General features: G+C 65.4%; 10 protein-coding genes and 2 pseudogenes. 3 read left to right on the forward strand and 9 right to left on the reverse strand.

Going from position 1 to position 13305, the window contains the following annotated elements; all coding sequences use genetic code 11:
• Positions 1–99: 99 nt before the first annotated feature.
• The 4 genes and pseudogenes from Manayef4_RS12300 to Manayef4_RS26680 form a co-directional block, all read right to left on the reverse strand.
• Positions 100–720 (reverse strand): DUF6262 family protein, encoded by a 621-nt coding sequence (locus Manayef4_RS12300; RefSeq protein ID WP_023841391.1) that lies wholly within the window; start codon positions 718–720, stop codon positions 100–102.
• The gene (locus Manayef4_RS25385; protein ID WP_023841390.1) at positions 717–3284 is read right to left on the reverse strand and encodes a site-specific integrase; all 2568 of its coding nucleotides are present in this window, start codon (positions 3282–3284) and stop codon (positions 717–719) included. Before Manayef4_RS25385 ends, Manayef4_RS12300 begins: the two co-directional genes overlap by 4 nt.
• Complete coding sequence (locus Manayef4_RS12310) at positions 3281–4465, reverse strand: tyrosine-type recombinase/integrase (protein ID WP_070131684.1); 1185 nt, start codon at positions 4463–4465, stop codon at positions 3281–3283. The genes Manayef4_RS25385 and Manayef4_RS12310 overlap by 4 nt, the downstream gene beginning before the upstream one ends.
• 115 nt (positions 4466–4580) lie before the next feature.
• Positions 4581–4697, reverse strand: a pseudogene (locus Manayef4_RS26680) (kinase); the annotation flags it as partial.
• A gap of 351 nt (positions 4698–5048) precedes the next feature.
• Here Manayef4_RS26680 and Manayef4_RS22970 point away from each other — a divergent pair.
• Positions 5049–5417, forward strand: a complete 369-nt coding sequence (locus Manayef4_RS22970) for a hypothetical protein (protein ID WP_083282420.1) — start codon at positions 5049–5051, stop codon at positions 5415–5417.
• Positions 5414–5788 carry a hypothetical protein gene (locus tag Manayef4_RS12320; RefSeq protein ID WP_023841387.1) on the forward strand — a complete coding sequence of 125 codons (375 nt, stop codon included), beginning with the start codon at positions 5414–5416 and terminating at the stop codon, positions 5786–5788. Before Manayef4_RS22970 ends, Manayef4_RS12320 begins: the two co-directional genes overlap by 4 nt.
• A gap of 109 nt (positions 5789–5897) precedes the next feature.
• On the opposite strand, the gene Manayef4_RS22975 is transcribed toward Manayef4_RS12320, so the two are convergent.
• The 5 genes from Manayef4_RS22975 to Manayef4_RS12340 all read right to left on the reverse strand — a co-directional run bounded on the left by Manayef4_RS22975 (position 5898) and on the right by Manayef4_RS12340 (position 12270).
• A complete protein-coding gene (locus tag Manayef4_RS22975; protein WP_083282421.1) occupies positions 5898–7079 on the reverse strand; it encodes a DNA cytosine methyltransferase in 1182 nt (393 codons plus the stop codon).
• Between the two features lie 62 nt (positions 7080–7141).
• Positions 7142–7582, reverse strand: a complete 441-nt coding sequence (locus tag Manayef4_RS12325) for a very short patch repair endonuclease (protein ID WP_070131686.1) — start codon at positions 7580–7582, stop codon at positions 7142–7144.
• Between the two features lie 2 nt (positions 7583–7584).
• Entirely contained in the window at positions 7585–8187 is a 603-nt protein-coding gene (locus Manayef4_RS12330) for a hypothetical protein (protein ID WP_070131687.1), read from the reverse strand.
• Positions 8180–9865: a DEAD/DEAH box helicase family protein gene (locus Manayef4_RS12335; RefSeq protein WP_083282422.1), complete on the reverse strand. Its 1686-nt coding sequence runs from the start codon at positions 9863–9865 to the stop codon at positions 8180–8182. Before Manayef4_RS12335 ends, Manayef4_RS12330 begins: the two co-directional genes overlap by 8 nt.
• Entirely contained in the window at positions 9862–12270 is a 2409-nt protein-coding gene (locus Manayef4_RS12340; RefSeq protein ID WP_070131688.1) for an ATP-binding protein, read from the reverse strand. The genes Manayef4_RS12335 and Manayef4_RS12340 overlap by 4 nt, the downstream gene beginning before the upstream one ends.
• Positions 12271–12678: 408 nt before the next feature.
• Here Manayef4_RS12340 and Manayef4_RS12345 point away from each other — a divergent pair.
• Positions 12679–13197 (forward strand): annotated as a pseudogene (locus Manayef4_RS12345) (ATP-binding protein); the annotation flags it as partial.
• Between the last annotated feature and the right edge of the window lie 108 nt (positions 13198–13305).

Raw genomic sequence — 13305 nt, forward strand, 5'->3', positions numbered from 1 at the left:
GAAGCGCATATTGAATCATGGTCTCCAGGTCGCGATCGTCAGCGCCGGAATGACCGGGGGTCCGCCCCTGTAGGGCGGGGTGGCTTCCGACCGCGTAGGTCACCGATCAGGACGATCAGGTCGGGAGCCTGTCGGTCGGTTCAACTGTGCGTCGACGAGTTCGGCTTCAAGGTCGGCGAGGCGTTTGTCGAGGAAGCGGTTGTTGGAGCGGGCGGCGTGCAACTTCTGCTCCAGGCTCCGGTTGCCGTCGGCGAGTTGGCGAACACGCTGCTTGAGCGCGCCGTTCTCCTCTGCGAGGCGTTGGGCGGTGCCCTCGGTGTACTCGGCATGCAGGTCACGGAGTTGTCCGAGGAGGATGCTGATCCGTTCCCGTTGGGTGTCGATTTCGGCGTAAGCGACCTTGATGGCGTCCTCGGCGTTGAGAGCCCGCTGGTGCCAGGATGCTTCGACCTGCGCGTCGTGTGCTTCCTGGGTTCGGCGTCGCTGGTCGCCGCTGGCGGCGATCGCCGTGGTCATCAGTTTGTTGGCGTCGGTGTTCTGGTAAAGGAAGGTGCGCGAGACGCCGGCCCGTCGGGCGACGGCCGGGTAGGTGATCGGAATTCGCTCGCGGCGCAGGGTGCGCAGCGTCGCCTCAACACGGGTGAGCTTGTCGCGGGTGGCCTGCTGGCGGGCCTGGTTGGCGGCCGTCGTGCGCGCTACTCCCGCGTCCAGGTTGGTCATGCGCTGGCGTCCGCGCCGCCGATGGTGGCCAGGTCGGTGGTGCGGAAGCCGGTGGTCCAGAGGCGGTGGAAGTAGTCCTGGGGGCGGCGCAGGTCCAGCGCGAGTGCGTCGTCGAGCAGGCCGAGTCCGGCGAGGGCGCGTTCCAGGCCGATGATGGCGCGGGCGGTGGGCTCGAACTGCTGGTGCAGCCAGTCGGCCATCTCGTCGGTGGGTGCGCGTTCGGCCAGGGAGTACCACTGCTCGCGTTTGCGCCGCCAGTAGTGCAGGTCGGCGCCGGTCATCACGAACTTGTCGCAGTGCTCGCAGTCCAGCTTCCACGGGCAGGCGCCGCCGTCAACGACGACCTGGTAGGTGCAGATCCCACCTTCAGTCGGGGTGGCGCGCCGTCCAAGATCGATCGCGAGGGCGTGGACCTGCTCGTGCGGCAGCGGTGTCACCTTGTCGGAGATCAGCTGGCCGGGTTGGGGCGCGCCGGGGCCGGTGACCCATACCTGCTGGAGAACGTCGTCGAGGTCGCTGAGCGCGACCTTCGCATAGTGTTCGGTCATCCGTTCGGAGACGTGGCCAAGGTAGCGCTTGATGTGCGTCAGGCTGGCGCCGGCGGCCAGCAGTCTGGTCGCGAGCGTGTGGCGGGCCTGGTGCGGAACCGCCGGGCCCAGGTTGAGGCCGTGCAGCCAGCGGCGGAAGTGCCCGTGGAACCAGGTGTAGCTGACGGCGTGAGTGCCACGCGGGTTCTTGTGGCCGCGGGGGAACATCGCCATGGTCGTGCGTTCCTGCGATGTCGGGGTCCGCGCGTAGCGCTGCTCGAAACGGGTGATGGTCGTGCGTTGCCGTTCCCGCAGCCGCTCGTGAAGGTAGTCGGGGATGCGGATGGCCTCGTTGTAGTTGCCGACCTTGGTCTGATCGTGCCAGAGGAGCGGAACGCCGTTGTAGATTCCGACGCAGTCCAGCCGTAGCCCGAGAACCTCGCCGGCCCGCCGCCCGGTGACCACGATCGTTTCCCAGATGTCGCGGGCTCCCCGGCCTTCGATGTCGGTCTGGTCGAGCAGGGCGAGGTTGGCTGGGTCAGCGAGGGCGCGGGCGGTGTCGTCGGTGTAGGGGCTGCGAGGCCGGAAGATCGGCTTGTCTCCCGTGGGGAAGGCGGCGACGAACTCCCGGTCCAGCCCGATCTGCTCGGTGCGACCGGACTCCAATGCCGCCCGCATGATCCTGCGAAGAATCTCGAAGGTGCTCTTGCAGTTGACGTCGGTGACGACGGGCCGCTTGGCATGGTAGCTGGGCCGGAGCGCCGGTAGCTGGTCTCGGGCTCGGCGACGATGATCGGCAACGAACTGATCGACGTGTGCCGCGCGCAGTAGCGACGGGTCCTGGCCGGCGGCGGGAGCGTTGGCCTCCAGGAACGCCCCGAGTTCCTGGACCGCGACGCGGATCGCGAAGAAGGTGCCCCGGCCGCGGGGGCAGTCGACCGAGCGCAGAAGGTCCGCGAGGTGGTCCCAGAGCAGATCACGGAGCCACCGTTGCGGAATCTGGGTCAGGTCGAACCTGCTGTTGAGATGGGTGATCCTGCGGCCGAAGTGCTCGAAGTCGATGTATCCGGCCGTCTTGCTCTCGCTCGGCGCCACGTAGACGATCTCCAGATCGCGGCGGATCTCGGACACGATCATCCGCTCGTGCGCGCCTGCGCCGACGAGGTCGTAGTCCGCCATCGAGGTGAGGCCGCGGCAGCCGTCGACGACTCGCAGGATCGCGTGCATCCACCACCGGGTGTGATCGCTGCGCTGGCTGTAGGCATGCAGGGCCCATTTCAGTTCCGCCGTGACCAGTGGGCTCAGGCCGTGCAGGCTGATCTGCCCCGGCCGGGCGGCCGGCTGCACCTGGCGGCACCAGCGTCGAAACGCCGGCTCGTCGTCATAGGAGACCGCGACGCTGCGACCACGGCGATCGAACCAGCGGCCCCAGTTGGATGGCAGCTGGGCGCCGCCGGGGCGCCCAGCCCGTCGGTAGAGCTTCTCGTGGTCCTCACACAGCCGCAGCGGTGAGCGGGCCAGATCCGTGCAGCACTGCGCGGCGCACGCGCCGAACGAGGCGCGCGGCGCCTGGACGACCATCCACGCCTCGAACTCGCCGTCTTCCAGCACGCGCACAGACCCGGCCCGCTTCTGCCAGCGGCGCAGGTGGAAGGCGCACAACTCGGCGAACACCTTCCGCTCCGCAGGCCGGCCGCACCGCGGCACCCGACAGCCGCCAGGCGCGGCCAGCCGCTTCTGCGCGGCGACCGGCGCGGCGGTGCGCAGGAACTCCAGCCGTTCCACGCCGGCGGCCTGTGCCTCGCGCCAGCGGATCAGGTGATTCCCGCACAGCTCGCGGGCACGGATGTAACCGTCGCAGCCCTCGATCAGGCAGTTCCAGTGCAGCGCCGGATGGTCGCGCGGGACGCGGATGACATCGTCCCGAAACAGCGGGTCGAAACCCGGCCCGCCGATCAGAGCGGTCAGAACTTCCAACCGGTCCCGCGACTCCCGGCTGGGCCGCGGCAGGGCGAGTCGGGCGGCGGTCTCGGTCACGTCTGGTTCCAGACCTTGCGCAGGGCCGCGTCGAACTGGGGATCGTGGATGTCGGTATGGCCGTAGATCTGGTCCACCGTGGCGGCGGACGCCCAACCGCCGGCGTCGCGGGCGATCGTGAGGTTGCCGCCCGAGGCGTCCAGGACCGCTGTGGCGAAGGTGTGCCGCGCCTGGTGCGGGTGAACCCGGCCGAGCCCGGCCCGCAGGCCGACCCGGCGGAACATGCTGCGCGCACCCGCGGCCGACAGCGGCTGCCCGTGGTCCTCACCGGCGAGCTGCACCAGCAACATCCCGTGGCCGCTCGCCGCGGAGCGCGGGTACTCGCTGGTCATGTAGACGAAGTAAGTGTGGATCATCTCGGGGCTGACCCGGCGGATCAACCCGCCCTGTACGACCCCGTTCACCAACTGCCAGGGGTGTTTCGTCTTCGCCCTGGCCTTGTTGACGTTGCTCTCGCGGTGGCAGATGTGCACGTGGGCGCCGCGCGCCTGGGCGCAGCCGGCGTTCTCCCGCAGGTGCAGGTCYGCGAGATGCAGCCCGCACAGCTCGCCGATCCGGAACCCGCCGTCATACAGCCACGTGACGATCATGCGGTCGCGAGCCGTGGTCGCTCTCCGCAGCAGCCGGCCACGGCCCTCGTCCGGCAGCATCTTCGGATGCCGCTGGGTGCCCTTGCCCGGTGCCAGCGGGTTGGCCGGCATCGTCGAGGTCACATGCCCCAGCAACGACCTGTTCCGGTCCAACTTCGAGGGCAATCGAACCTGGTCYAGGTCTCGCCGGAGCTCGACGTGGCGATGCTCGTCCGAGAGTCCGAGGTAGAAGCCCTTCAGCACCGATGCCGCGGTGCCCAAGGTCGTCGCGCTGTAGKGCCGCTTGCCGACCCGCCATGGCTCGCCCAGCGGCATCCGCACCTCGGCGCCGACGATCCCCATGTACYGCTGAAGATCCCGCAGCCGCACTGCCTCAAGCTGGAGTGCTTCGCGTTCCAACCACCGCAGATGATCCACCAGCAAGTACGCGTACGTCCGCTGCGTACCTGGCTCGCCCTCATACCGACGCAGGAACCGGTCYGCGTCCTCGTAGACCGCGCCCTCGGGCCACAGGATCGTCCACGCCCGGCGACCGCCACCGAAGACGATCTCCTGCACTCGTATCTGCCCAACGACCCGTCTGCGGTCCACGCATCCTCACATCCCCACGTCCCGAACGTAGAGATCATGAAAGGTTAGAGGCCCAGAAGGATCAACGATCCACGCCGCCGCAGACGTCACGTGCACCAGGAGGACGGTCGGAAAGCTCCACCAGCGCGACACCACGCCCAGCCCGCGCTCGTAGCGCCCGCGCGACCGAGCTCTTCCCCGCTCCCGAGTTGCCGCGAATCACCACCAGCATGGTCGTCGCTGATCCTGCCATCGCCTCGTCCGGCACCTCCACGATGCTGCCAGTACCGACACCACGACCGACAGCCAGTCCGGACGCCCGTGAYGGTAGGTGATCGGCGCATCCGGCCGCGCTCGCTTTGCAGACGTGCGTGACGTGGGCTACGCCCACGAAGAGATAGCGCTCAGTCTCCGCATTCGCGCAGGYCACGTAGACGATGCCGCGCGAGCAGATCGTTCGTCGCGGCGGGAATGACGCCGGCGGCTGTCCGGGCGATGGTGTGACAGTGTCCGCTCGTCCGCCACGAAGGACCGTCTTGATGTCGGCTGCCCTGGTGGCGTGGAGCTGCCCCGCCCGGCGTGTAGTTGGAAAGGACCGACCTGCATGACCATTGAGTTYAGTGCCGAGCCCGACGATCAACTCCGGRCTGACGTTGCCTGGCTCGGAGCGTTCCAAGATGTGCCCGGGGTGCTGGAGTCGTTTATCGCCAGGCACGCGCCCCGTCTATTCGCGCTCGTCGAGCAGGACGTCGGTCTGTTGGAGGATGCGGTGTTCGGCTGGGGCTTCCAGTTCGACGACCACGCCTTTGTCATCGCGGGTGGCGCGACCCTTCACGCGTCGTGTGCCCACGCGGAGGACGCCGTCAGGATCTTCGCAGTGGCCGGACGGAACCTCCGCCTCGTCTGGCACACCCCTCTCGGCATGCGTTCCTCGGCAGGCAGCGGCGTCGTGACACAGCGGGTGATCCGGTGACCGCCAGCGACTCCTGCCCCGCGTGGTGCCAGCTTCCAGAGGGCCATCTCCGTCCCGAACCCGGTGGCCCCGGCGACCACCACATTGCGGAGATCGCGGAGATCGACATCCCGGAGATACCTGGGCTGCGGTCCGCGAGCGGCCTGCTGCGCGTACGGGTCGAACAGCGGATGACGGCGTCCACCGTCCATCCCGCGGTCGTCAGTGCCGACTTCGGTGATCGTGCGCCCACCCGCAGCGGCATCGAGTACCTCACCGCGCAGGAAGCGCACGCCCTCGCCTGGATGCTGATCCGCGCCGCGACCACCATCGATGCCGGAGCCTGCCTCCAGCACCCAAAACGGAAGGATGTTGCAGGCGAACGGGCCTGACCCTTTGGACGCAGCGACAGGCACGCGGCACTCCAAGCCCCGAGCTCGGTCAGCCACTTGGGACCGTAGGGGGTCTGGCAAGCCACCTAATCAGGGTGCAACCGAATAGCTATTCCGCTTYCAGTAGACCGGTGTGTTCGAGGAGGCTGCGGCCAATTCGTTCCGCCACGCTTACGGCTACGGCGTTTCCGATCGCCCGCATGGCCGCCGTCCGTGTCGCTGGGAACTCATAGTTGTCCGGGAATGATTGAATTCGAGCTGCTTCTCGGACGGTCAAGTAGCGGACTGACTCGTCGTGGAAGCGGATCATCGCTTCCCCTCCGCAGACCCCGTGCACTCCCGCCTTGAGGGTCTTGGCCGGCCAGTCTATCAATCCGCCGGTATGCCGTTTGTAGGTGCGCGCGCCGGGAATCCCGCGGTGGTTGACGAATTCCTCATGGTCAACATTGTCGATGGGTTCCKGTAGGCCACACAACCCGTCACGTGTGGTCTTCCAGCGAAACTGATCCGCCGTATCAAATTCTTGCTGGCGGAGCGTGCGTACCCGCGCAGCGAGCCGCGGCGGAATGTCTGGCCGTTCAAGAATCTCGTGCTCTTCCCAATATTCCCCTGTCAACCATTGCGCGCGTAGGAGCTGATCCCTGCTATGGCTGGCCGCAATACCAGGCCAACTATCGAAGTTCGCGACGTCGGTTCGAATGCCGACAAGGAAGACGCGCTCTCTTACTTGCGGGACACCAAGATCCGCAGCGTTGATCTTGGATCGATAGACTCGATAGGCGAGTCCATTGCGATCCCCTTGCCTTACTCGGCTCCAGTGAGTCTGCCACGACTCGTCGGTTCGGGGCATGATATCTGGGTTGGAGAGCTGGTCGAAGATGTAGTTGTAATATGGTAGAAAATTGGGTCGCAGCAGTCCTGGCACATTTTCGAACACGAATAGTTTCGGGCGAAGTCTGCGAACCGTCTCGATCGCGGCGGGGAACATGTTGCGCTTATCGTTGTGGCCCGCATGTACCCCACTGATCGAAAACGGCTGGCAAGGTGKCCCACCGGCGACAAGATCTACACCATCAAGATGTAGATCGTCAAGTTCCTCCAACCATTTGAGGACGTCCATCTCGCGGACATTGTCACTCTTCCACAGCGATGGGGTACGCTCGGCGTTGGCGCGGAGGATGTGACTGGGCTTGGACTCCTTCTCGACAAGCTGCTCGTGCTCGAAGTCGGCGTTACGCATACCGAGCGCCATACCGCCACCACCAGCGAAGATCTCTACCGATCTTGGCATTCGGCCACCACGCCCCTACTTCCCGAAAGTTGTCCACCTTAGGCCTATTATGTCGAATTTTTTCAGGTGTGTCGAGAGGCTTGGGAGCGTACGAGGTATTCGACCTCGTCCGCGACGTCGCCGAGGTTTTTCTGGAGCCGTGACTCGTAGACTCGGTAGACGGTCCACCYTGCCTGTTGCAATTCATGGGTCACCCGCTCGTCGCGGGCCATGTTGTTCCGGATCTTCTTCCGCCAGAAGTCAGGGTTGTTCATCCGCTCGAACTGACTATCGAAGGTCGGCATGCCGCGYACCMGCCAGGCATTACCGTGCCAGAAATCACCATCAACGAAGACGGCCACACGAGGTGTCGGGAAGACAATGTCGGGCTTCCCAGGTAGACGGCTACGAATACGGTAACGTAGCCCACGTCGCCACAATGCTTGACGGAGACCGACCTCGGCCTTGGTGTCCCGGGACCTGACGGCGGACATGATCCTGCTGGTGACCTCTGGATCGCGCATCGTCAGTCCGCCCCCGTGGTTGGAGTATCACGCACTGTGGTGTGTCGAACTTCGAGTCCCGCCTGCTTTGCCAGAAGGGCGTGCCGGGTGATCTCCCCGTCGCTCAACCGCTGTCCCTGGCGACTGACGACGACGAGGAGGGGCGTGGGCTCGTGGTCGACCTCAGCGTTGATACCCGCCCAGATCAGCGCGCGAAAGTTGGCCGGTTTCCCCCAAATCATCAACCGATCGGTGCGGCCGTCGCTGACTTCGCAGCGGTTGGGCTTAGCGCGAATGGTCTGCTCCCGGATGGACCAGCCAGGGCCGAGCACCTGACGAGCCAGATGATCGGGCCCAGGAAGCCGGCGGCGTACCAGGGGGGCGTAGGGGCCGATACCGCGGCGGGCGCGATCGTAGTGCTTCATCGGCACGTCCTTGATCCACACTCTGGCGCGTTCGGGAGCGAGGAAGCGGAGAAGGACCRCCCCAATCTGGGGATCATCAACCCAGCTGTCGTAGGCCCTGGAGCGCTCCGCCTGGCTGAGGCCATCCCAGTCGAGCTGGTCGGCTCGGTCGAAGATCTCCGCGATGATCTCGCGGCGTAGCGGTTCGGGGATGTCACTCATGCCATGTACCCGAGAAGACCTCAGGGGAGGGGAACTGTAGTCGTGCTTCGTCCAGCGCCGTCTCCAGGCTTGCYGCGTCCTTGATCCATTCCTGCATTAGGCTCTCGACGGCTCGGTCCATGAACTCAAACCGGGTGCCAGCGCCGGACAAGCGTAGCGTCTCGATCTCGTCGGCGGACACCCGCTCTCGCAGATTCATGATCGCGGCGACCCGCCGGATGTCGCTAACGAAGTCGAGGGCTTCGACATGCGTCTTGCCCTCTCGTAGACGCAGGCCACGACCCAGCTGTTGAACGAAGATCCGCCGACTGTGAGTAACGCGAGCGAAACAGATGATGTTCACGTCAGGTACGTCGACGCCTTCGTTGAGAATGTCGACCGCGGTGATGATCGGTGTCTCACCGGAGCGGAACCTCATCAGGCGAAGTTGCCGGTCTCGCTGGTCAAGGCTTGCGTGGACTGCCTCGGCTCCTCGCCATTGCGGCACTCCGTTAAGGAGGGTGGCCATCCGTTCGGCGTGTTCGATCGTGCGGCAGAACACTACGGCGCGAGGCTCAACTGTACGTGCCCAGGTGTCTACTAGCTGATCGCGGATTGCCTCGTCGCGTTCCGCTACGAATAGCCGAGCATTAAGATCTTTAATGGTATATCGGTGACGACTCGCTTCCCGAACGAAATCCCAGTCGATGTTATCGGCAAACAGGCGGTACCGTACTTCGGCGAGGTAACCGAGCCGCATCCCATCCTCGATGCCGAGGGTGTAACTGGGTTCGCCGAAACGATGCCGGATGTCGAACCGGTCTCCACGCCAGGGCGTCGCGGTAACTCCGAAGTGCTGCACGTCACGAAGGAGATCGAGTAGCTCCGCGAACTGCCCGTCCTCGGCGACGTGATGAGCCTCGTCCACCAWCACCAGCCCCGGTCGATAGCCTCCTTTCACATAGGACAGAGCGCTCGCGACGGTGGCGCAGGTGATCCCGCGCAGGTCGTCCGGCTTGTGGTCCCCAGTCAGGAGCTGGGTACGGGTCTCCTTACCGACGTGGTGCCATAGCGCCCGCTCTAGCTGCTCGACCAACTCCTTCGTGTGCGCCACGACGAGGACACGGTCAGYCGGCCGACGGCGAAGGTGGCGAGCAATGACCTCACCACCGATGACGGTCTTCCCGAGTCCAGTAGCGAGGACGAGTAACGCCCTACCGTGTTCCTCAAGATCCTCTACCAACCGCTGGAACGCCTCCGCCTGGTATGGCCGTAGGGGACGCTCAGGCAAGCGCGGACGGGTGACGCGCTCGTCGGCGTAGAGCTCGACGAGCTCCTTGCCTGACCACAGGTCGACCCGCACCCCTACGCGCAGCAGCTCGTCGCGGCGTCGGTCAACTGAAGGACCAAAGCGGGAGTTTGTGACGACGGCAGCCCGATCCGTCTGATAGTAAGCGCGCGCCCGAACGACCTCGTCAATCGCGCTAGATGGTACCGCCGCCCTTGCCTTCCACTTTGCCTGGAAAACCCACCGCTCGCCGAGGCGGTCGGCGAGAAGGTCGCCACCCTGATCATTGGAACCGTCGATATTGACGATGTTGGTGAACCCCAGATGCCGCAGCAGGCGCTCCACCTGCCGGGCAAACGCGACAGGGCCAATCTCGTGAAGGAACGCGGGGTCCATGAAGGAAGTCTTCACTCCACCTCCTCCCACTTGGTCTCTTGGTCTAGAATGTCCAATACCAGCCGGACCATGGCAAGGTCGAGACGGCTCTTGGCGTCAGTACTCGACATGAACTCCGCGAGGGCGTCGAAGCGACGCGCGAGGCGTTCGACCTGACGTGCCTTGGCGTCATGGCTGGGCCAGGTGGCCCACGTGGTGCCGAAGACGATTCCGTCCAGCACGAGATCGGGTCGTCCGCGGATGATCGCCGCGACGGCGCCCGCACCAATATGAGCGACGAAGCGCCCATCCATTGTCGCTTCCGGCCAGACAAGCCGCGGCTCGGTGGCTCCAGCGTTGCGTTCCGCAGCCTCTTTCTCACTGATTGGCAGACAGGCCCACAAAGCCGCAGCATGGTCTGCTGCGACGGGCGCCATCGTCTCCCGGACACTCTGGAGCAGATTGTTGACACGCTCTCGCAGCGCCGCGTCGGTGAACCTCTGGTCCGGCAGCCGTTCAGTGATGTCGGCGGCCACACGCGCGATGGCGTCGTTGCTGCGAGCCTCGGTTCGCAGCCCTTCCGCTAGCGTCATAATTGCGTAGTCGCGCGGGTCGCGACCACACTCACGAAAAACCGCGTGAGTACCGCTGACGAAGATGGTCAGCTCCCCGCGTGCGCTGCGGGACAAGGATGGTGTCTCCTGCCCGTTCGCGTCAATGAGCCGCTCGGAGGTCTCATAGACCACCACCCTGCGACGGCCAAGCTGCGGAAGGCTAACATCACCACACAGGTCCGGCAACCGCCGCGCGGCCRCCCGGTATCGGCGGAACCGCTCGTCTTCCGTCTCCGGACGCGGGTCGGGGCCAGCCGGAGCAGGCCCACCGCCGGTAGCAGGCTGCGACACGCCGAGCCCGGTCCGGGTGAGCAGGTCATCCGGTGTTTGACCTGGGTCTTTCGTTCCGCCGGGTTGGTTCCCGGGCGGAGGGGGTGACGGCGGGTCCGCCTGGCCGGTCCTTATCCGATCGTGCTCCGCCGCCGCCTCGTACCACCGCTCATCGGTAAGGTAGTCAGCCTGACCTTGCCGAAACCGGACAGYCCACTCGCGGGCGCGTTCATGCAGCGGATTCTGGCCGTCACCCGGAATTAGGCGCTTCAGACCCGCGGTATTCCTACGGTAGGCGCTGAAGATCCAACCGAGAGGTGACTGATTTTCACTGAAACCTTTTCCCTGTGCCTTCCGAGGCTGAAGGGGGCCCTCGCCGCGGACGATGTGGACTGCCGTCAGCCACTCGCGTCCTCGTTCGAAATCGTTCTTCTGATAGTGGACTGGTACGTGGTCCAGGTGGATTTCGCCGACGATCCGGCCGCCGGTTGTACTACCAAACTCGATCGGGTACTCCAGCAAAACATCGCCGGTGTCCGGATCTTCCCAGGAGAAAAGACTCTTATCTGACATCAAAATTTTTCGGCCATTGCGGAGCAGGTCGATACCAAAATCGTTCTTGTCCAGATAACGCTGAAGGCCGACCCATCCGACGACACGGCGTTCGCGAAGCTCCAGATTCTCGCTTTCGCACTTCAAGCACCGCTCGGGATCATGCTGATGCCAATGGCCGCAGCTCATGCACGCCCACGCAGGCTGAAGCTCACGGTTGATCTCGATGACCGCTGGAACCCGGGTGCCACGGTAATCGACACCGCGACTCGGCGACCATACGCAAGGTAGCCATGGCCTCACCCGCGTCTGATTGACATAGAGCCCGAAGCCTCGGCCGGCCAACACCGGTTCAGGCAGTTCTCTAACCGCGTTCCCTTGTCGGAGCAAGTAGGAGTAGACCTTGCCGAGGCGCTCACGTACCTGCGCTACGGTTGTCGGCCGGCGTAGCCGGTCGCGTGTCTCCGGACGAAGGCGCCTGACGGTCACCTCGGTCCCGTGAAGCCCCGGGTCATCCTTTGGCTCTCGCCTCAACGGGATGCTAAAGGTGCTCTCCCGCTCCATCCGCCGGAAGTCGATCTCAGCCACCAGCCAGTCGGTGTCGCCCGACCGGGTGGTACGCACCTCAGTGAGGGAGCCGAGACGCGCGGTCGCGATGTTGAACCCCATGCCGAACAGGCCGAGCGTTCCGTAGCGGAACTTGTTGCTGTAACCAGCTCGGAGGGACCGCTCCAAATCCTCCTTGCTCATCCCGCGACCGTTGTCCGACACGCAAACGATCTCGCCGCCCTCAACTGTCCTGGGTGTCGGCAGCGTCACCTGCACGGCAGGCGGGTTCGACGGGTCCCGCTCATCATCGGCGAGGAAGTCGTCGAACGCGTTGTCGATCAACTCGGCCAAGCACTGCCAGGGCTGATAGGGGATGTCGCCCAGCACCTCCAGCAGCCGCGGCGACGGCGTCAGGTCGAGGCGCTCGAACGAACCTCCACCCGACCCGCCCGCCATAGACCCTTCCTCCATCCCCAAGCCCCCCTCGCCACCAACCCGTCTCACCAGCCATCCCGCCTGCCGGTGAACCCAGGGTCTGACGCAACTACGAAGTGAAGCATAGTCATACCAAATTGTGACAGGAGGGTTGATTCGGCTCCTGCGATTCACAGCGACAGGCAGGTCGGCACCACCAGGCTCGCGACGCCCTCAGGCGTCGCCGCATGAGTAACGGTGAGAGCGCTCGGCCGCAGCCACGGGTCATGACCGCGCTGGAGAAGATCCTCGACGCCGAGATCGACGTCGAGGTGTGCCCGCCGTGRCTGCTACGCCCCGGCCGCGCGGAGTGCGCTGCTGCCTGGGCACCCCTGAGCACGATCTACCGCGCCCTCACCGGACAGGAACTACCCGAGACCGCCCCACCCCGCGAACGTCGACGCCCCGACCCAGCAGGCCCTGCAAACCCTGGAATGGGTGCACCGCCGCGAGAACCTCGTCATCGCCGGCCCCGCCGGCACCGGCAAGACGTTCCTGCTCGAAGCCCTCGGCCAGACCGCCGTCGAGGCCGGGCTGCACGTCGCCTGGTTCACCCTCGAAGCCCTCGGCGTCCTCGTCCGCGCCCACCGCGCCGACGACACCGTCACCAAGGCCGTTGAGAAGATCCTCCGCGCCGACCTGATTATCGTCGACGACATCGGTCTGCTCCCCGTCGGGCCCGACGCCGCCGAAGGCCTCTACCGGCTCGTTGACGCCGCCTACGAGAAACGGTCGATCGCGGTCTCCTCGAACCTGCACCCCGCCGGCTTCGACGAGATCATGCCCAAGACCCTCGCGACCGCGACCGTCGACCGGCTCCTGCACCACGCCCACCTCTGCCAGACCAGCGGCGACAGCGTCCGCCTCGCTCAAGCCCTCGCAGGCAAGGGRGTGAAAGCCCTGGCCTGACACAAAAGCCGCGCCGAAACGGTGGCCGCCAGTGGGCAGATCTGGTGGCCACCACCGGGCCGGAACCATGACCGCCACCGGGCCGTTCTCAGGCTCTGGCACAAATTC

Source organism: Frankia sp. CgMI4 (assembly GCF_001756285.1).
Lineage (GTDB): Bacteria > Actinomycetota > Actinomycetes > Frankiales > Frankiaceae > Frankia > Frankia casuarinae.